The following is a 17,921-nucleotide window of genomic DNA, read 5'->3' as shown; positions in this document are numbered from 1 at the left end:
TCGAATCAGGCGCGGTTTTCGAGCAGCGAGTCGACCGCTGCGAGCACACGGGCAAGCTCGAGCTCCTCCAGGCAGCGGCTGGGGCTTTGCGTGTGCCGCTCGCAGCCTTCCTGCAAGCAGGGCACGCAGTCGCCCAAGCCTTGGAGCAGCAGCACGTGGTTCTGGTGCTGCAGGGGGGCCTTCATGCGCCAGGGGCTGCCTGCGGGCAGTGTGTCGTTTGCACCCAGCGGCCAGGGCCCCCAGCGGACGGGGCTGCTCGGGCCGAAGAGCGCCACCGTCGGGGTTCCGGCGGCGGCGGCGAGGTGCGTGGTGACGGTGTCTGGGCCGACAAAGAGCACCGCCGAGCGCAAAACCACGGTCCAGTCCGCGAGTCGCAGCTTGCCGGCGAGATTGACCACGCCGGGGCATTGTTCGGCAATCGCTGTGCAGGTTTCATGCTCCGCGGGTGCCGGCCCGCCACTGAGCAGCACCTGCAGTCCACGCGCGGACAAGGCCCGAGCCAACTGCGTCCAATGGGCCGTTGGCCATGCCTTGTAGCGAAACATCGGCTGCGGATGCAGCACGGCGAGGCTGCGGCCCGAGGCGGCCCAGCGGGACGCATCGCCCCGCGTCGCGCCCGCGGAGGGCAAAGGCGGCACCACCTGAACGCAAGGCTCTACGCCCAACAGCTGCGCCAGCGCGAGATTCTGAACGACCACATGCTCCGTGCGCTCGTCCGGCGCCAGCCAGCGCGTGCAACTGGCCCGCTTCCAGGCGTCCTGCCAGCGGTCGGGCGGAACGACGCCGACGCGCCGTGAGGCCGCCCAAGCCGCGATCAGGTGCGGTTTGTCGCCGGGCTGCGTCACCAGCGCCCAGTCGTAGCGCCGCCGTAGCGGCTGCAGCCGCTTCCACTGCATCGCCAGCGACGCCGCCTTGGGCCATTCGATCACCTGTGCGACATCGGTATTGCCCTCGAGCGCCGCACCGGTGCCCTCGAACACCAGGGCGTCGATCGTGGCCTGCGGCCAAGCCCGGCGCAGACTGTGCAACAGCGGGGTGGTCAGCAGCACGTCCCCGAGCCGCTGCAGCGTGATGACCAAGACCCGCCGGGGGGCGTCGACCGCTTCAAGGGCGTTTCGGCGCGGCTGCGGGCGTTGGTTGTCGGTCTGGGGGATAGGACTCGGCACGACCATCATGGGGCTTCGGCGGCGTCCTCGCGTAGCCCCTGCACCGCCACGACGGGCCGCTCCCCGCGCAGGGTCGCGTCGAGCAAGGACCGGTTGTCGCGCGCGCGATCGCGGGCGGCGGGCGGGTGCCAGAGGTGCAGGACCGGGGTGGCGAAACGCCCGCTTTTGCGGGTCAGGCCGCGCCGAATCAGTCGCACGGCCAGGTCGGCGTCCTCGTGGCCCCAACCGACGAAGGCAGCGTCGAAGCCGTTGACCGCTTCGAAGTCCGAGCGCCAGAGCCCGAGATTGCAGGTTTGCACCCCTTGCCAGCGCTTGGAGCGCGGCCGTGGCAGGGCTGCTGGCAGCAGGGGAAACAAGGGTGCGAGTCGGTTCACGTCGCCCCTCCAACGGGCGGCCAGCCACTGAAGCGGCCCGGCTTCGCTCAGGCGTGCGCCGTGGTGCAGCCACCGACGCGTGGCTTCGGGGGACAGCAAGATGCGCTGTCCCGCGACGAAGCGCCCCGGTTCAGCCAGTTGCGCGTGGCCGCCGATGAATGGGGGCAGAGGCACACAGTCGCCGTCGAGAAAGACGAGATAGTCACCCCGGGCCAGTGCCGCGGCGCGATTGCGCGCACGGCCGGCGCGGAAGCCCCGGTGTTCTTGCCAGACATGTTGCAAAGGAAACGGCAACGTGGCAGCCAAGGAGGCAATCCGCCTGGCCGTCTCAGGGGTGGAGCCGTCGTCGGCAATCAGCACCTCGAGCGGCCGCGTGTGCTGCGCCGCGAGGCCGCGCAGGACCTCGGTGAGCGCCTCGGGCCAGTTGTGGGTCGTGACGATGACGCTGATGTTTGGCGGGTTCATCGCGGCGTCGGAGCTTGGGGCTTGGGCCGTGTGTGCAGCCAAAGGCGCATGTAGCGATAGTACGTGCCTTCGGCATTGGTCACGGCGAGGATGAAGCCCTCCGCGCCGTCCAGGAAGCCGGCTTTGAGCACGTAACAGCGCACAAAGGTCCAAAGACCGTGCAGCACCGCGCCGAGCGGCGTGGCCCGCCGTCCGGCGCGGCGCATCCGCTCGGCGCCAGCGATCGCATACCGGTTCATTTTGTCCAGTGCGTCGTCGAGATTCGGCATGGTGTCGTGCAACAGCGGCGTCTTCAGCCGTGCTGGAGGTCCGTCGAACACCAGCCGTTCGTGCACGAGATCGTCAGAAAAGTGCGCCTTGCCGCGGCGGAACAGCCGGGGAACTTCGTCCGGCCACCATCCGCCGTGACGCATCGGGCGCCCGAGAAAGTAGGACAGGCGCGGCAGGGCGTAGACGTCCGCCTGCGGGGCGGCCATCGCGGCTTGGATTTCGCGGGCGAGGGCGTCGGTCACGAGCTCGTCGGCATCGATCGACAGTACCCAGTCTCCCGTCGCTCGTTCGAGCGCCCGATTTTTCTGCGGCCCAAACCCGGGCCAGTCGCTGGTCACCAGCACCCGGTCCGTATAACGCCGCGCGAGCTCCGGGGTGCCGTCGGTGCTGCCGGAATCGACGACGATGATCTCGTCGGCCCAGGACACCGCCTCCAAGACCGGCGCGAGCCGGTGGGCTTCATTGTGGGTGATCAGGATGACGGAGAGGCTCATGGGACTGGGTGGCGGCTGGCGGGGCTCGAACGCCCGGCGCTCCAGAGTGCTGCAGCGATGATCACGTAAAAATGACCATCTTGATGGTCGTAGAGGATCGAATTGAACAGTGCGGCCACGCCGACGAGGATCAGGAAGCCCTGGGCGATCTGCGACACCGGTGGCGAGAGTCGGCGATTTTCCCGTGCATGGGCCCAGCCCAGAAGCAGCAACAGCGCCAGGCCGATGGCCCCCGACTGGTGCCAGATCAACAAGTATTCGCTGTGCGGGTTGTGCGAAACCCGTGCGCCGATCCAGCCGTGACGAGCGGCCAGGGCCGCATATTCCGGGGCATAGCTGCCGATGCCGCCGCCGAGCCACGGGTGGGTCTGCGCGAGTTCGACCGTGTTGCGCCAAAAATCCAGCCGATAGGCGAGCGAGGTGTTGATCTCCCCGGCTTGTGCCCGCTCGATGTCACCCAGCCCTTCGACCGTGCGCGCCCGAAACGTGGGTGAACTCACGAACAGCAGCGCGGCGAGACTCGCGCCCAGCAGCGCCGTCAAGCCGATTCCACGCCAGCGCCAGCGCTGGTAGAAAGCGTGCGCTGCGTGCAGCAGCAGGAGCAGCAGGAACACCGCCTGGCCGGTACGGCCCGTGTTGATGAAAAACAGATTGGTCGCTGCGGCAGCGGCGTACCCGAGCCAGAGCCTTCGGCGTCGGGGCTCGGCGGTGGCGAGCCAAACCGTGGCCCAGGTCACGAAGGCCAGCATCGTCGAGTAAGCGATGTGCGAGGTGTAGCCCGAAGGCGTGTGCCATCGATTGGGGGGGGCGAAGCCCAGCGCCTGTGCGTAAGACAGGCCGAGCAGCAGCGCGAAGCCGCCGAGGAAGCCGTAAAGCATACGCCAGCCCCATAGGGGGTCACGCAAAATGGCCATCAGCGCGATCAGGAGCAGCAGTTTGCGGTACGGCCAGACCGCGCGCAACGCCTGCTCCCAGGGCAGGGGTGACCAGCAGGCGCTCAGCAGCAGCCACAGGCTCAGCGCCAAGGCCGCTTGGGCCCAGCGGTTGTGCGCGAGGAGGGCCCGGGTTTGCGGCCAAGGGGCAGCGCCCAGCCAGCACAGCACGAAGGCAGCGCTGGCCAGACTGAGCCAGAACGTGGGCAGTGCGATCGCAATGGCGCAGGCCACGGCGCACATCAGCGCGGCGCGCTCGCACGCATGACGCCAGCGAAATAGCCCGTCGTCGGCGCGGGTGTTCATGCGGGCAGGCGGCCCGCGAGCCGCTCAAGGATGGCTGACGCGATCGGCTGCGGCGCGAGGTCCGCGAGGCAGCGGTTATGGCCGAGCGGACAGACGCGCTTGAAGCAGGGCGAGCAGGTGAGCCCCAGGCGGATCACCCGGGCCTGATCGGAAAGCGGCGGCGTGTGTTCGGGCGATGTGGATCCAAACAAGGCCCAGAGCGGGGCGTCGAGCGCCGCGGCCACGTGCATCAGCCCCGAGTCGTTGCTGACGCAGGCTTGGGCAAGCGCGATCAGGTCGACGGCATCGACCAGTGTCGTTTGGCCGCACAAATTGACGGTGCCTGGAGCCTGATTGGTGATTTCGGTGCCGACGGCAGCGTCTTTCGCCGAGCCCAGAACCCAAACCTCGACATCGGCAGCGCGCAGGGCTCGAGCAAGCGCGGCATAGTGCTCGGCCGGCCATTGCTTGGATGGCCCGAATTCGGCGCCCGGCAACAAGGCGACGACCGGTCGGTTGGGGGACAGCTTCAGCCGGGTCAACAGCCGCTGCTGGTTGGCCGGATCGACTCCCAGGCGGGGCCTGGGGGCGGGCGCTGTGCCTTGGGACGCGCCTGTTTCGAGGCCGAGTGCCGCATAGCGCTGAACCATCAGGGGCATCGCGGCCGGATCGAGGCGGCGCATATCGTTGATCAGCCCCCAGCGGTGCTCACCGCGGTAGCCGGTGCGCCGAGCAATTCCGGCCCAGGCCGGGATCAGCGCCGACTTCAGCGAGCCGGGCAGGACGATCGCCTGCCCATAGCGGCCGCGCAGGCTGCGGGCCAGGCGCCAACGGGTGCCCAGGGCCAGCCGTCCATGGCCGACAGGCATCTCGATCCCGTGGCGAACCTCGGGCATACGCTCGAGCAGTGGCAGTGACCAGGCGGGCGCGAGCACGTCGATGGCGACGTTGGGCCGTTGCGCACGTAGGGTTTGGAACAGCGCGCTGGCCATGACCATGTCCCCGACCCACGACGGGCCGACGACCAGGACCGCATCCGCGCCCTCCTTGCTTTCGCTCAGGGACGCTGAAGCCATTGCAGGTACCGCGGAACGCCTTCTTCGACCCGCATGAAGGCTGCGTCGTATCCGGCCGAGCGCAGCCGGCTCATGTCGGCTTGCGTGTAGCTTTGGTAGGCCCCTTTGAGGTGATCGGGAAACGGGATGTACTCGATTTCCCCGCGCCCGTGAAAGCCGATGACTGCGCGGGCGACTTCATTGAAGCTCTGCGCATGGCCGGTGCCGAGGTTGAAAATGCCGCGAACTTCGGGATGGTCGAAGATCCAAAGCTTGGCGCGGACCAGGTCGTCGACGTGGATGAAGTCCCGACGCTGTTCGCCGGGGCCGTAGCCGTCACTGGCACCGAAGAGCCGCACCTTTCCATCGCGCAGCAACTGGTGGTGGAAGTGGTAGGCCACGCTGGCCATCGGGCCTTTGTGTTGTTCCCGCGGGCCATAGACATTGAAGTAGCGCAGCCCGACCACTTGCGACGCCGGCGGCTCGGGCAGGGCGCGCACATACTGGTCGAACTGCCACTTGGAGAAGGCGTACATGTTGAGCGGGTGCTCGTGCTCGCGCCGCTCCGAGAAACCCGGGCCCATGCCATACACCGAGGCCGACGAGGCATAGAGAAAGGGTACGCCGCGATGCAAGCACCAGTGCAGCAGCGCCTTCGAGTAGTCGTAATTGACCTGCATCACGAAGCGGCCGTTCCATTCCGTCGTGGTCGAGCAGGCCCCTTCATGGAAGACGGCGCGCACGGCGCCGAAGTCGCGACCGTTGGCGATGCGCTCGAGGAAGCTGTCCTTGTCCAGGTAGTCCCGGAAGTCTGCGCCCACGAGATTGAGGCATTTGTGGCCGTCGGTCAGGTCGTCGACGACCAGAATATCGGTGATGCCGCGCGCGTTGAGCGCATGGACGATGTTGCTGCCGATGAAGCCGGCACCGCCGGTGACGATGATCATGTGCGCTCCTTGATGCGGTCGATGACCCGGGTGCTCGAGTGGCCGTCGACGAAGTCGAGGATCCGGACCTCGCCGCCGGCGCGCTGGACGCAGTCGGCCCCGGCGATCTGGTCCGGGCGGTAGTCACCGCCTTTGACGAGAACGTCGGGCAGCAGCTTGCAGATCAGCCGCTCGGGCGTGTCTTCGGAAAAGGGGACGACCCAGTCGACCGAAGCCAAGGCGGCCAGCAGAGTCATGCGGCTTTGCAAGTCGTTGACCGGGCGGCTCGGGCCCTTGAGACGGGCGACGGAAGCGTCGTCATTGACGGCCACGATGAGGCGATCTCCGAGTGCGCGGGCCTGTTGCAGGTAGTGCACATGCCCGGGGTGGAGCAGGTCGAAGCAGCCGTTGGTCATGACGATGCGCTCCCCGGCGGCGCGGCAGGCTCGGATGTATCCCACGAGCGCCTCTTCATCGACGATGCCGGTCGGAACCTCGGCGTGTTCGTGCAGCGCGCGGTGAAGTTCGTCGAGCGTGACGCTGGCGGTGCCGAGTTTGCCCACCACGATGCCGGCCGCAAGGTTGGCCAGCGCCGTCGCGTCCGCCAGCCGGAGGCCGACGCCGAGGCCAGCCGCCAGCACGGCGACCACGGTGTCGCCGGCGCCCGTGACGTCGAACACCTCTCGGGCGCGTGCGGCCAGCGGGAGGGCGGGGCGGTCGCGCTCGATGAGCAGCATGCCCCGCTCGCTGCGGGTGATCAACAAGGCTTGAAGGTCGAGCGTCTCGCGCAGGTTCTGGCCGCGTTCGATCAGGGCCTCTTCGCTGTCGACGCGACCCGCAACCGCTTCGAACTCCTGCATGTTGGGGGTGAGCACCGTCGCCCCGCGGTAGCGAGAGAAATCGGTGCCTTTGGGGTCGACCACGATCGGGATGCCAGCAGCGCGAGCCATGTCGATCAGCTGGGGCGCGGCCGCGAGCGTGCCCTTGGCGTAGTCCGAAAGGACCAGCGCGCGATGCCCCGGCAGATGCAGCCGCACCTGTTGTTCGACCCTTGGCCGGGTTTGCGCCGCGAACGGCGCCTCGAAGTCGAGGCGGATCAGTTGTTGGTGGCGGCTGACGACCCGCAGCTTGGTGATGGTGCGCGCGTCGGGCAGGGTGACGAGCCGGGAGTCGACGCCGCGAGCCACGAGCTGCTGGCGCAGCGTGCGGCCGTCCTCGTCGTCACCCACGAGTCCAACCAGGGTCGCGTGAGCACCGAGGGCCGCGATGTTCGCGGCGACGTTACCCGCGCCGCCGATGCGCGACTCGTCGTTCTGAACATGAACGACCGGGACCGGCGCTTCGGGCGAGATGCGCGACGTGGCGCCGTGCCAATAGCGGTCGAGCATGACATCGCCGACCACCAGCACGCGCGCGGCGGAGAAATCGAGGGTCCGAGGTGTGGACAAGGCAAACTCGCAGGCAATTAAACTCGTGCGATTCTATGGTTCCCGTGTCGCGTGCGAGCCGGTCCGCATGGCCCTGAGCGCGGGCCGAGTTGCTTTACCTCCTTTTTGAGATTCCCCGATGAATGCCATAGATGCCCAGATCGCAAGCCATGAGGCGACCGTCCATGCCCTCAAAGGGCTGATTCCCACGATTGCGGCAACCGGTTCTGCGCTCGTCGCGACGCTGCGCCAGGGCGGCAAGGTGTTGTTGTGCGGGAATGGCGGGAGCGCGGCGGATGCGCAGCACATTGCCGCGGAACTGGTGGGCCGCTTTGTGCGTGCGCGCCCCGGGCTTGCGGCGATTGCGCTCACGACCGATACCTCGGCGCTGACCGCCATTGCCAATGATTTCGGCTACGAGCAGGTGTTCGCCCGGCAGGTTCAGGCCCTGGGGCGCTCGGGCGATGTCTTGGTGGCGATTTCGACGTCGGGCAACAGCGCCAATGTGATTGCGGCCGTCACGCAGGCGCAGACGCTGGGAATGAAGGTGGTCGGTTTGCTGGGCGGTGACGGTGGTGCCCTCGCGGCTCGGGTGGATCAAGCCCTGATCGTCCCGAGCCGCGAGACCGCCCGGGTGCAGGAATGCCACATCCTCATCGGTCATATCTGGTGCCAGATGGTCGACGAGGCTGCGGTGAGCGAGGGGTGGACGTCGTGAGTGCGACTCGCTCTCGGCTGGTGATCCTCGACCGCGACGGGGTGATCAACGCCGATTCCGACGCTTACATCAAATCGGCCGAGGAGTGGCAGCCCCTGCCCGGCAGCCTGGATGCCATCGCGCGACTCAAGGCCGCGGGCTGGCGGGTGGCGGTCGCCACGAATCAGTCCGGCTTGGCGCGGGGACTGTTCGACCGGGCGGCGCTCGACGCGATGCACCAGAAATTCGCCGATCTGCTGGCCGAGCGCGGCGCTGCGGTCGACCTCATCGTCTGGTGCCCACACGGGCCGGACGCCGGCTGCGACTGCCGTAAGCCTCGTCCGGGGCTGCTGCATCGCATCGCGGAGCAACTCCAAATCCCGCTCGAGGGCGCGGTTGCGATCGGCGACAGCCTGAGGGACCTCGAAGCGGCCGTCGCCGTCGGCGCCGAGCCGTGGCTGGTGCGGACCGGCAAGGGGGAGCGCACCCTCGCCAAAGGGGGGCTGCCGGCAGGTACACGGGTGTATGCCGATCTGGCTGCGGCGGTTGACGCACTGCTCCGGCCAGAGGAGGTGCCTGCATGAACACAGCATGGAGCCGCCCTGAAGGCTACCCCGGAGGCCGATTTTGGCAGACCGCCCGATTTGCCATCGATCTTTCGCGTCCGAAGGTCATGGGCATCGTCAACGTGACGCCGGATTCGTTCTCGGACGGCGGCAGTCACTGCGATGCCACGGCTGCGCTGCGGCACTGCGAGCAGCTGCTGAGCGAAGGGGCCGACATGCTCGACATCGGCGCCGAGTCGACGCGCCCCGGTGCCGAGCCGGTGCCGCTCGAGCAGGAACTCGAACGTCTCGAACCGGTGCTCAAGGAGGCGGTGCGCCTGGGCGTGCCGATTTCGGTCGACACCTACAAGCCCGCGGTGATGCAGCGGGCACTCGACCTCGGGGTCGACATCATCAATGATGTGCGCGCGCTGCAGGAGCCCCAGGCCGCCGGGACGGTTGCGCGTCATCCGTCATGCGGGGTGTGCCTCATGCATATGCACCGGGACCCGCAAACGATGCAGGTGGCGCCGATGGAGGGCGACGTCGTCCCGGCAGTGCGGGGTTTCCTGGCCCAGGCCGCGGCACGGCTGCGGGTGTTGGGGGTGGAGGCAGAGCGCATCGTGCTCGACCCAGGCATCGGCTTTGGCAAAACCGTCGAGCAAAACTTCAGCCTGCTCGCACGGCAGGGCGAACTGCTCGAACTGGCTTACCCCTTGCTGGTCGGTTGGTCGCGCAAGTCTTCACTCGGTGCGGTGGTGGCCGCTCCCGGGGCGGTGGTGCCGCCGCCGGGGCAACGCCTGGGCGCGAGTGTCGCAGCCGCGCTCCTCGCGGTCGAGCGGGGCGCGGCGGTGGTGCGGGTGCACGATGTGTTGGAAACCGTCCAGGCGATCAAGGTCTGGGAGCGGGTCCGGCAAGCATCCCCGGCCTGAGGGTGAGTACTTAGAATTCAATAGCAACAAACGACCAATTGACGCCGGCAATCATGAGAAAATATTTCGGAACCGATGGAATCCGGGGGCGCGTGGGCCGTGCGCCGATCACGCCCGACTTCGTGCTGCGCCTGGCGCATGCGACCGGCCGGGTGCTCAAGCGCAGCGAGAGTCGACCGGTCGTTCTGATTGGCAAGGACACGCGGATCTCGGGCTACATGCTGGAGAGCGCGCTGGAATCGGGGTTCAACTCCGCAGGCGTCGACGTCGTGTTGCTCGGCCCGGTGCCGACACCGGCGGTGGCCTACCTCACGCGGGCCTTGCGCGCGAGCCTCGGCGTGGTGATCAGTGCCAGCCACAACCCGTTCGACGACAACGGCATCAAATTCTTCAGCGCCCAGGGCACGAAGCTGCCCGATGAGTGGGAGCTCGAGGTCGAGGCGGCGCTGGAGGAGCCTGCGCAATGGGCAGACTCGATCGGGCTGGGCAAAACCCGCCGGCTCGATGACGCCGCGGGCCGCTACATCGAGTTCTGCAAAAGCACCTTCCCCAACGACCTGACGCTGCATGGCCTCAAGATCGTCGTCGATGCTGCGCACGGTGCGGCCTACCAGATCGCGCCCAAGGTCTTTCATGAGTTGGGCGCCGACGTTGCCGCCATTGGGTGCCAGCCCGACGGTATCAACATCAACGCGGGCGTCGGGGCCACGCATCCGGAGGCGATCGTCGAAGCGGTGCGGGCGCAGCAGGGGCAGTTTGGCATTGCGCTCGACGGCGACGCGGACCGCTTGCAGCTCGTCGACGGACGCGGACGGCTCTACAACGGCGACGAGTTGCTCTACATGCTGGTGCTGGATCGGCTGGCGCGGGGCGAGGCCGTGCCAGGCTGTGTCGGGACCCTGATGACCAATATGGCGGTGGAACTTGCGCTGCGCGCGCGCGGCGTGGCCTTCGTGCGTGCTCAGGTAGGCGACCGCTATGTGCTCGAGGAACTGCTGCGCCGGGGCTGGCTGCTCGGTGGCGAGGGTTCGGGGCATCTCTTGGTGCTGGACAAGCACACGACGGGGGATGGCCTGATTTCGGCCTTGCAAATTCTGCAGGCCAGCGTTCGCCGCAGCCGGCCGCTGGAGGATTTGCTCGAAGGGCTCACGCTATTCCCGCAGGTGTTACGCAACGTCCGCCTCGAGCCCGGCGCCGACTGGCGGCACAACCCCAAGCTTACCGAGGAGGTCCGACGCGTCGAAGCCGAGCTGGGGGATCGGGGGCGGGTTCTGATCCGTGCCAGCGGCACCGAGCCCTTGCTGCGCATCATGGTCGAAGCGCAAGACGCCGACGCCTGCGCACGCGCGGTCGAGCGGCTCACAGAGGCTGCGCAGGCGGGATGAGAGGCTGAGCGCCGTTGCTTTGATGTCGAGCTCCGCTTTGGCCCTGGAAACCCAAGCGCTTTGGCACGAGGCCGTCGATTGGGGAGTGGTCGGCGTGTTTGCGCTCGTCTACCTTGGCATGTTCCTGGGCGGGTTGCCGCGGCTCAAGCTCAACCGCCCTGGGGTCGCTCTGCTCGGGGCCATCGCCATGATGGGGCTGGGCGTCGTGTCGACTGAGGAGGCGGTGCGCGCCGTCGATTGGCCGACGCTGATGCTGCTGTTTGCCTTCATGGTTTTGGCTGCGCAAATGCATCTGGGCGGGTTTTTTACGGCGGTGGTCGATCGGCTCGGGCAGCGCCCCATGTCGCAGGGCCGTTTGCTGGCAGCCCTCATTGCGGTGGCCGGTGCCTTATCCGCGGTGTTTTCGAACGATGTGGTTTGCCTGGCCATGGCGCCGCTGGTCGCGCGCATCTGCGTGCAGCGTCGACTGGCACCCGTGCCGTTTCTCGTGGGCTTGGCGTGCGCGGCCAACATCGGTTCGGCGGCGACCCTCATCGGCAACCCGCAGAACATGCTGATCGGCTCGGTCATGCAGCTCGACTTTGGCCGCTACGCCCGGCTGGCGCTGGGGCCGGTTGCGGCGAGCCTTGTCGTGCTGTGGGCGTGGTTGCGCTTTGCGCCCTTGGGCTTGGCGGCTCGAGCAACGCCGGCTCCGAGCAGGGACGCGGTCGAACCCGCCTCCGGTTCGCCCCTGCCCGCAGGCGGGTTGGCGATGCCCGCGCCCGATCGCTGGCAAATGCTCAAGGGCTTGGCCGTGGCCTTGGCGCTCATGGCGGTGTTCCTCGCGACGGACTGGCCTCGGGAGGCCGCTGCGCTGGTGGGGGCGGGCATCTTGCTGTTGAGTCGACGCTTTCTGTAAGTGATCAACCGGTTTGATAGCGTTGTCGCAGAGGTTTGATAGCGTTTCTCAAAAGATTTGCTAGCGCGCTAGCAAACCGGTTGCTCATGGGATGAGCGCGCGGTAGCTGTCGGGCAGCTGCGCGCCGGAGACTTCAGACTCGTAGCTCTTACGGCAGTGGTCGCGCTCAAGGGGGCGGAATAGGGCGTCAATGATCGGACGCAGGATCCGGCCGGCGGGCTTTCCTTGGCTCTCCATGCGCCAGGCGGCGGCGCTGATGGTCTCGTCTGGGCTCCCATCGCCAAGTGTCACCACCACCCAGGCGAGCTGGTCGATGGCGATGAAGATGTGAAGCAATCTGCGACGCAGGTTGGTGATGGCGCGGTGGATCATGCGGGACCTCATGGCTGGTGTCATGGCGTGATCTCGACGCGGATGGTCTGCGGCTGCGGTGCAGCCTTGAGCCTCAGCGTCAGGTCGAGTGTGACGTGGCCTGGGCGCGGCATCTGGGCTGTGACGCGCTGGACGATGACGCGCGGCTCCCAGCGCTGGATGGCGACGGCCACCTCGCAGTAAAGGTCGGCCAGCCACTGGGCATTGACTGGCCGGTCGATCAAGTCTCGCAGGCGGCAGCCGTATTCGGGGCGCATGATGCGCTCGCCCGGATAGGTGGTGAGGATGTCCAGGATGGACTGCCGGATGTGGTCGAGTCCGGCGATGCGCCGCCCGGCGGCGCGATGCAGGCCGATCCAGCGTGACAGCGAGTCTATGGTGGGCGCACGACGTGGCAGTATCTCGATGAGCGCGGCGTCTGGCATGGCTTAGTCCACCTCTTCCAGGATGCTTTCGATGAGGTCTTCTTGTGCGCGTCCTGGCGCGGCCGGCGGCACGCATTCGATGCGCGTGCGCAGACCCTGCGCGTCCAGCGTGTGCTCGGCGCGTTGGATGACCCACTGGCCGCCGACCGGCTCGGAAAGGCCCGTGACGAGCACGTGATGCCCAGCCAAGAGCCGCGTGTCACCCGGCAGCTCGAGCGTGAGGCTGCCGCTGGCACGCCTTAGCTGGCGTAGCCGGGCCTCGGCGGCGGCGCGGGCGTCGTCCTCTGTCTTGGCGTCGTGGCGCAGGTCGAGGGTGGGGGCGTCGGCGTGCTCGCCATCGCCGACCTCGATGGGGTAGCGGCGGCCGGTGTCTGGATCGTAGGACCAGGCGCGTACCTTGCCGTAGCGGTGGCGAGCGTTGGTGGTGTAGTCGTAGCGGGTAATGCGCCTGGCATCGATGCGGTGCAGGGGCGGAGTCCAGTCGGCGGCCTCGCGACCCGGCGGCAGAGCGCTGGCGTGCGGGCGCAGGATGAGGCGATCGGCGTCGAGACGCAGCGTCCAGTCGCGGGCGCGGGCGAGCCTGGTGAGCAGCGCCATATCGCTCTCGGTCTGCTGGTCGATATGACCGAGCTCGATACGCTCGGCGTCTGGGTGGATGTGCGCCGTGAGCCGGTGTTTTTCTGCGATGCGCCGCGCCAGATCAGCCAGGGTGCGGTCGTCGCCGTCATCGATCAGCGGCGCCTTTAAAGCGGTATTGACCAGATCGGCTCCCTTGGCGGAAAAGGCGATGGACAGCGGTGGGCCTGACAGCCGGACCTCATCGACGATAAAGTCACCGATCGTCGGTATTGTGGATTGCTCCATATAGCCGAGCAGCAGGCGCACCTTATCGCCGACCGCTGGGAGCTGCACGGACTGGCCGCGGTCGTCGAGCTCGACCTCCAGCGAGTCGCTGGCCAGCCCCTCGGCATCGACGACCGTCAGGCGCGTGGTGCGCTCCATCAGCGTGCCGGTGATGTCTGCGCCGTCTGTGCTGTACAGGTAGAAGACGGGACGCATCAAAAGGCCCTCGGCTCTGGCGCGCGCCGCGGCAGCGACGGCATGACGACGATGAGACCGGCAGGCAGCCGCGCCGGATCACGCGCGGCCAGCCCTGGGTTGGCGTCGAGCACGCGCTCGACGGTGCCGGCAAGCGTGCCGTACCAGCGCCAGCAGATCAGATCGAGGCGGTCGCCCTCGCGGGTGGTGTACGTCGCGCTCATGCGATGTCGTCCCCGTAGGCGGCGAGCGTGAGGCTGAAGCGCTGCTCAAGCGCGGCGCCGCGCTCGCCGATGGTGGGCTGCTCCTCGTCCAGGCCGGTGATGACCCAGCGGCCAAGCACCTCGCCGTAGCCGGTGACGAGCGTGAGCGGCCGTGCGCCGGCGCCTTGCGTGAGCGCGGCGTCGGCCAGCTCGCGCAGGGCATTGATCTGCCCGACACCGCCCCGGAAGGCGGGCAGGATCACACCATCGAGCGTGATTTCGTCCGTGCCGCGCCCGGTGAACTGGCGCGCTGGATCAGCCCAGAGCCTGTCCTGTGCTGGCCAGCGCCACTCGGTCTTGCGCTTGACCGACTGGTAGGCGGCGGTGTCCACAGCGAAGCGGAAAGTAGTGGAGCCGTCGCCCAGGGTCATGAGCACATCCATCAGGCCATGCCTCCATCGATGAGCGCAGCGCGTCTGGCAAGCGCATCGCGGCGAGACATGTCAGCCAGCGCCCGCTCGACCTCGCGGCGCACGGCGGCGGCCACGTCCTGCGCCGCATCTGGGGTGGCCTGGCCGTTGAGGTTGACGGTGATGTTGATCTGCGCCGGTGTCATGGACGGCATCTGGCCCGCGGCGGCCGACGGCGCGGGCATGGCCAGCGGGGCCGGCGCGATGACCTGCGGCGCGGGCATGGCGTGGGCCGAGAGCGTCACCGCGCCAGCGGCGATTGGGGCGGCCAGCGCGCCGGCCACGCCGCGCAGGGCGGCGAGCGGCAGATTGGCTGCCTGCGTGATGCCTTGCGACAGGCCGGTCATGAGATGCCCACCGATCGCGGCAAAGACGCGGCTCGGCGAGCGGATGCCCAGCGCGCCCTTGACCGTATCGGCGATGCCGCTGGCGATGCCAGTGACGCTCTCTTTAAGCGCCTGCCAGCGCTCGCGGATGCCACCGATCAGCCCATCGAGAATGGCGCGCCCGGCCTCCAGCATGCGCGCGGGCAGCGTGCTGATCCACTGCCAGGCGGAGTTGAAGGCGTCTTTGACCGTTTGCCAGACGGCGGCGAGCTTGGGGCCGATCACGTCCCAGTGGCGCCAGATGAGATAGGCCGCCGTAGCGATGGCGGTGAGTGTCAGGCCGATCGGGTTGAGCAGCAGAGCGCGGCCGACCAGGGCGATGGCGCGCGCGGCAGCGCCAGCACCGGAGACGATGGCGCCCCAGGCGCTTGAGGCAACGGCGGCCACCAGCGATCTGAGCCGCGCGCCCAGGCTGCGGGCCGCACCCGCTACGCCACCGCCTTTGCCGCCGAGGTCTGGCATGCCGCCGGCGAGCCCGCCGCCGGGCATGTTGACCACCCAGACCTTCTGCACGCCGCCCGTGACAGCCTCGACCGCGCCGCCGATGAGGTCGCCGTTGCCAGATGGCTGCCCTGTAGCGGCCGCTTTGCCGCCGCGCAGCAGCCCGATGATGCCGCGCAGCTTGCCAAGCGCGCCCACGGCGATGAGCGCCGTGCCCAGTGCGGCCAGCGCGGTGGATAGTCCGGCCAGCCCAGCCACGGCTGCCGCTGTGACCTTGGGGAATCGCTCGATCAAACCGTCGATGGCATCCACCACGCGCAGCACCACGCCGGCGATGGCGTCCTTGATGGGCATGAGCGCCTGGCCAAGGCGTATCCAGGTTTGCTCCATGCGGTTGACCATCTGCTGCCACTTTGCGCCGGCGGAATCGTTGATGATCTTGCTGGCCGACTCGAAAGACCCGGCGCTGTCGCGGATGGCGGCGAGGTCGTCCTTGAGCGTCTCGGTCTGCGTCAGCAGTAGCATGACGGCGCGAAAGCCCTCGTCCCCGAATCCTTTGCGCAGCTTATCCTCCATCTCTGGCGCGAGCTTGTTGATGTCGCCGATGCGGCGTTTGAGGTTTTCTAGTGTGCGGGCCAGATCGAGCTCGCCGGTGCCTTTCTTGACGGCCACCTTGAAGCCGATCTCCTGAGCGGCCTTGAAGCGGTTGGCCAGCATGCTGGCCAGCGCCGTGCCCGCCATGCTGCCTTGCAGACCAGCGCTGTTGAGCCGGCCGACGGCGGCGGCCATGTCCGAGACCGCGAGCTTCGCGGTCTTGGCGGCTGGCGTGGCGTATTTGAGCCCCTCCGTGAGCTGCGAGAGGTTGCGTAGCTGGAAACGCTGCTGCGTGGCGGTGATGATGTCGCCCATGCGCGCGAACTCGCCGCTGGCCTCGCGGCTGCCGTCGCGCATATTGTTAAAGAGGATGGCGACCGCTTCGCCCGCCTCGTCGGCGCTGCCGCGCGTGGCTTGGCCGACCTTGATGGCGACCTCGGTGGCGTAGGTGGCCAGCGCATCGGGGATGCCGGCCGAGAGGATGTTGTAGGCGGTGTTGTAGTAGTCTGTGATCGTGGCTTTGTTCTGGCGCGTGAAGGCGAAGGCCGCCGCCTGCATCTTGTCGAGGGACTCTTTGGTCACACCCGGCATCGAGGCGATGACTGCGCGCGCATCGTCGAAAGACGCGAACGATTGCAGCGCATGCATGCCGATCTGCTGCATGCGGGCCGATAGGCCGGAGGTCGCCAGCGCCATGCCGTGCAAGGCGGCACCGGCCAGCGCGGCCTTGGTCGAGATGCGTTCCAGCGCCTCGCCGAGCTTGCCTGTAGCGCCCTGTATCTGTTTGATCGGCGCGCTGGCGCGGTCGATGGCGGAGATCACCACGCCGACCGTCATGCCTGCTAGACTCATCGCATGTCCTCGCTCGGTATCGCTTTTGCCGTTGCGCTGCTGGCGTCCATCGTGCCGCTCTACGCTCTGGGTCTTGACTGGGAGACCGCCGCCGCGGTGGGGCTGCTCACGCTCATCGTCTGGCCGCTCGTCGTGCTGGCGCGCCGCGTCGTGGACTGGCTATACCGCCTGCTCACAGGCCGCGCGCCTTGAGCACGGCTTGCGCCCGGCGCACCCACTCGGCGAACTCGGCCACATCCATCGCCCGGCCCACGCCCGGCGGCCAGTGGTACGCGAGCGCCAAAAGCTCCAGACCATCCATCGGCGCGATTATCCGTTTCCCAGCATCTCCGCCACCGCCTTGGAGGCGGCGGCAAAGTCCGCCGCATCGAGCTCGCGCACCTGCTCGGGCGTCCACTCGGCCAGGTTGGCGATGAGCATCACCGTCTTGGCCGTCTCGCCTTGCACCTTGTCGATGGCCTCCAGGTCGCGCACTTTCGGCCGGCGAAGGCTTAGCACGCCGATTTGGGCCCCGTTGATCTCGACGGGTTCGCGTAGGGTGATCGTGGTCATTCAAGCCTCCTTCGCAGCCGCTTTGCGGCGGGTTTTTGGTGGTGTTGCGGCGGCTCTGTCCGCAATCGATGCGACATCGGGCAGCGGCTCCAGTCGCACGATGCCGCGCCGGGCGAGCGCCTCGGCGGTCGCGGCGTCGAGCGTGAGCGTGTCGCCTGCGGCCAGCACGCGCCCAGGCAGCCACCAGCCAGCGCGCAGCACCGTCACGGCGCGGGTGCCCATGTCAGACTCCCAGCGCCGCGCGCATGTCGGCGAGCTGGTCGGTGCCGTCGATCGTCGCCACCATGTTGATCGGGTCGATCTCATGCACCGTGCGCCCGGCCACATCCAGCTTGTAGTAGTGGCACATGGCGGTGACCTTGAGGTCGGACGCCTCGGCGGGCTTCCAGGCGTCCGGCTCGAAGGCCAGCACCGCGCGCAGCGTGATCTCGATCGGCTGCGTGCTGCCGTCATAGTCAACGAGTGCGCCAGTAAAGCGCAGCTGCACCAAACGCCCAGGCACGACCGAAAACTGCGCCAGCAGGTCCGGGTCGTAGCCGGTGAGCGTGAAAGAGCACTCGAGCTTTTCGACCGCGCCCATCGGGATGGCGACCTCCGCCCCCATGCCACCGGCCTTGTACTCGCGCACCACGGGCGAGAGCTTGGGCGGCGAAAACTCGCTCACCCGGCCAAGATACCCTTTGCCTGCGACGAAGGCGTTGAGATTGCTCAGGATGTGTTGGATGGCCATGTCGCGC

The 17,921-nt window shown here is 67.8% G+C and carries 23 protein-coding genes; 6 read left to right on the top strand and 17 right to left on the bottom strand.

Translation table 11 applies throughout. From position 1 onward, the window contains the following. Positions 1-5: 5 nt before the first annotated feature. From EDC62_RS01255 to hldE, 7 genes are read right to left on the bottom strand one after another with little or no spacing between them, the layout of a single operon-like run. Positions 6-1,175 (bottom strand): glycosyltransferase family 9 protein, encoded by a 1,170-nt coding sequence (locus tag EDC62_RS01255; RefSeq protein WP_124219577.1) that lies wholly within the window; start codon positions 1,173-1,175, stop codon positions 6-8. Continuing rightward, entirely contained in the window at positions 1,172-2,005 is an 834-nt protein-coding gene (locus tag EDC62_RS01250) for a glycosyltransferase family 2 protein (RefSeq protein WP_211330887.1), read from the bottom strand. The genes EDC62_RS01255 and EDC62_RS01250 overlap by 4 nt, the downstream gene beginning before the upstream one ends. After that, on the bottom strand, positions 2,002-2,769 hold the full coding sequence (locus tag EDC62_RS01245; RefSeq protein WP_124219574.1) for a glycosyltransferase family 2 protein: 768 nt from the start codon (positions 2,767-2,769) through the stop codon (positions 2,002-2,004). The genes EDC62_RS01250 and EDC62_RS01245 overlap by 4 nt, the downstream gene beginning before the upstream one ends. Then, on the bottom strand, positions 2,766-4,007 hold the full coding sequence (locus EDC62_RS01240) for an O-antigen ligase family protein (RefSeq protein ID WP_124219572.1): 1,242 nt from the start codon (positions 4,005-4,007) through the stop codon (positions 2,766-2,768). Before EDC62_RS01240 ends, EDC62_RS01245 begins: the two co-directional genes overlap by 4 nt. Beyond that, entirely contained in the window at positions 4,004-5,062 is a 1,059-nt protein-coding gene (gene waaF / locus EDC62_RS01235; protein WP_124219569.1) for a lipopolysaccharide heptosyltransferase II, read from the bottom strand. The genes EDC62_RS01240 and waaF overlap by 4 nt, the downstream gene beginning before the upstream one ends. Then, positions 5,044-5,988: an ADP-glyceromanno-heptose 6-epimerase gene (gene rfaD, locus EDC62_RS01230; RefSeq protein WP_124219567.1), complete on the bottom strand. Its 945-nt coding sequence runs from the start codon at positions 5,986-5,988 to the stop codon at positions 5,044-5,046. The genes waaF and rfaD overlap by 19 nt, the downstream gene beginning before the upstream one ends. Then, a complete protein-coding gene (hldE, locus tag EDC62_RS01225) occupies positions 5,985-7,415 on the bottom strand; it encodes a bifunctional D-glycero-beta-D-manno-heptose-7-phosphate kinase/D-glycero-beta-D-manno-heptose 1-phosphate adenylyltransferase HldE (RefSeq protein WP_211330886.1) in 1,431 nt (476 codons plus the stop codon). The genes rfaD and hldE overlap by 4 nt, the downstream gene beginning before the upstream one ends. 118 nt (positions 7,416-7,533) lie before the next feature. Here hldE and EDC62_RS01220 point away from each other — a divergent pair, with 118 nt between their 5' ends. From EDC62_RS01220 to EDC62_RS01200, 5 genes are read left to right on the top strand one after another with little or no spacing between them, the layout of a single operon-like run. Further along, complete coding sequence (locus EDC62_RS01220; protein ID WP_124219565.1) at positions 7,534-8,112, top strand: SIS domain-containing protein; 579 nt, start codon at positions 7,534-7,536, stop codon at positions 8,110-8,112. Further along, on the top strand, positions 8,109-8,675 hold the full coding sequence (gmhB, locus tag EDC62_RS01215; protein ID WP_245968705.1) for a D-glycero-beta-D-manno-heptose 1,7-bisphosphate 7-phosphatase: 567 nt from the start codon (positions 8,109-8,111) through the stop codon (positions 8,673-8,675). The genes EDC62_RS01220 and gmhB overlap by 4 nt, the downstream gene beginning before the upstream one ends. Further along, a complete protein-coding gene (folP, locus tag EDC62_RS01210) occupies positions 8,672-9,568 on the top strand; it encodes a dihydropteroate synthase (RefSeq protein WP_124219561.1) in 897 nt (298 codons plus the stop codon). Before gmhB ends, folP begins: the two co-directional genes overlap by 4 nt. A gap of 50 nt (positions 9,569-9,618) precedes the next feature. Further along, positions 9,619-10,953 carry a phosphoglucosamine mutase gene (gene glmM, locus EDC62_RS01205; RefSeq protein ID WP_124221047.1) on the top strand — a complete coding sequence of 445 codons (1,335 nt, stop codon included), beginning with the start codon at positions 9,619-9,621 and terminating at the stop codon, positions 10,951-10,953. 22 nt (positions 10,954-10,975) lie between these two features. After that, on the top strand, positions 10,976-11,851 hold the full coding sequence (locus EDC62_RS01200) for an ArsB/NhaD family transporter (RefSeq protein WP_124219558.1): 876 nt from the start codon (positions 10,976-10,978) through the stop codon (positions 11,849-11,851). 84 nt (positions 11,852-11,935) lie between these two features. On the opposite strand, the gene EDC62_RS01195 is transcribed toward EDC62_RS01200, so the two are convergent. Genes EDC62_RS01195 through EDC62_RS01170 form a run of 6 tightly spaced genes read right to left on the bottom strand, consistent with a single transcriptional unit; the run spans position 11,936 to position 16,632 of the window. Then, positions 11,936-12,235, bottom strand: a complete 300-nt coding sequence (locus EDC62_RS01195) for a hypothetical protein (protein ID WP_211330885.1) — start codon at positions 12,233-12,235, stop codon at positions 11,936-11,938. A gap of 8 nt (positions 12,236-12,243) precedes the next feature. Next, positions 12,244-12,648: a GPW/gp25 family protein gene (locus EDC62_RS01190; protein ID WP_124219555.1), complete on the bottom strand. Its 405-nt coding sequence runs from the start codon at positions 12,646-12,648 to the stop codon at positions 12,244-12,246. 3 nt (positions 12,649-12,651) lie between these two features. Then, a complete protein-coding gene (locus tag EDC62_RS01185; RefSeq protein WP_124219553.1) occupies positions 12,652-13,707 on the bottom strand; it encodes a phage late control D family protein in 1,056 nt (351 codons plus the stop codon). Beyond that, entirely contained in the window at positions 13,707-13,910 is a 204-nt protein-coding gene (locus EDC62_RS01180) for a tail protein X (protein WP_124219551.1), read from the bottom strand. The genes EDC62_RS01185 and EDC62_RS01180 overlap by 1 nt, the downstream gene beginning before the upstream one ends. Further along, entirely contained in the window at positions 13,907-14,332 is a 426-nt protein-coding gene (locus tag EDC62_RS01175) for a phage tail protein (protein ID WP_124219549.1), read from the bottom strand. The genes EDC62_RS01180 and EDC62_RS01175 overlap by 4 nt, the downstream gene beginning before the upstream one ends. Continuing rightward, a complete protein-coding gene (locus tag EDC62_RS01170) occupies positions 14,332-16,632 on the bottom strand; it encodes a phage tail tape measure protein (RefSeq protein ID WP_124219547.1) in 2,301 nt (766 codons plus the stop codon). The genes EDC62_RS01175 and EDC62_RS01170 overlap by 1 nt, the downstream gene beginning before the upstream one ends. Before the next feature lie 3 nt (positions 16,633-16,635). Between EDC62_RS01170 and EDC62_RS01165 the strand changes: the two genes are divergently transcribed. Next, entirely contained in the window at positions 16,636-16,824 is a 189-nt protein-coding gene (locus EDC62_RS01165; protein ID WP_124219545.1) for a hypothetical protein, read from the top strand. Here the strand turns inward: EDC62_RS01165 and EDC62_RS13205 are convergent. Genes EDC62_RS13205 through EDC62_RS01150 form a run of 4 tightly spaced genes read right to left on the bottom strand, consistent with a single transcriptional unit; the run spans position 16,805 to position 17,914 of the window. Further along, positions 16,805-16,933, bottom strand: a complete 129-nt coding sequence (locus EDC62_RS13205; protein ID WP_281273811.1) for a hypothetical protein — start codon at positions 16,931-16,933, stop codon at positions 16,805-16,807. The genes EDC62_RS01165 and EDC62_RS13205 overlap by 20 nt on opposite strands. An 8-nt stretch (positions 16,934-16,941) precedes the next feature. After that, a complete protein-coding gene (locus tag EDC62_RS01160; RefSeq protein WP_124219543.1) occupies positions 16,942-17,184 on the bottom strand; it encodes a phage tail assembly protein in 243 nt (80 codons plus the stop codon). Beyond that, a complete protein-coding gene (locus tag EDC62_RS01155; RefSeq protein ID WP_124219541.1) occupies positions 17,185-17,406 on the bottom strand; it encodes a hypothetical protein in 222 nt (73 codons plus the stop codon). Between the two features lies 1 nt (position 17,407). Next, positions 17,408-17,914, bottom strand: a complete 507-nt coding sequence (locus tag EDC62_RS01150) for a phage major tail tube protein (protein ID WP_124219539.1) — start codon at positions 17,912-17,914, stop codon at positions 17,408-17,410. Positions 17,915-17,921: the final 7 nt, after the last annotated feature.

It is taken from the genome of Tibeticola sediminis (assembly GCF_003843835.1).
In the GTDB taxonomy this organism is placed as follows: domain Bacteria; phylum Pseudomonadota; class Gammaproteobacteria; order Burkholderiales; family Burkholderiaceae_C; genus Tibeticola; species Tibeticola sediminis.
Note: the sequence above shows the minus strand (reverse complement) of the source record. Positions and strands in the feature narration are given on the sequence as shown.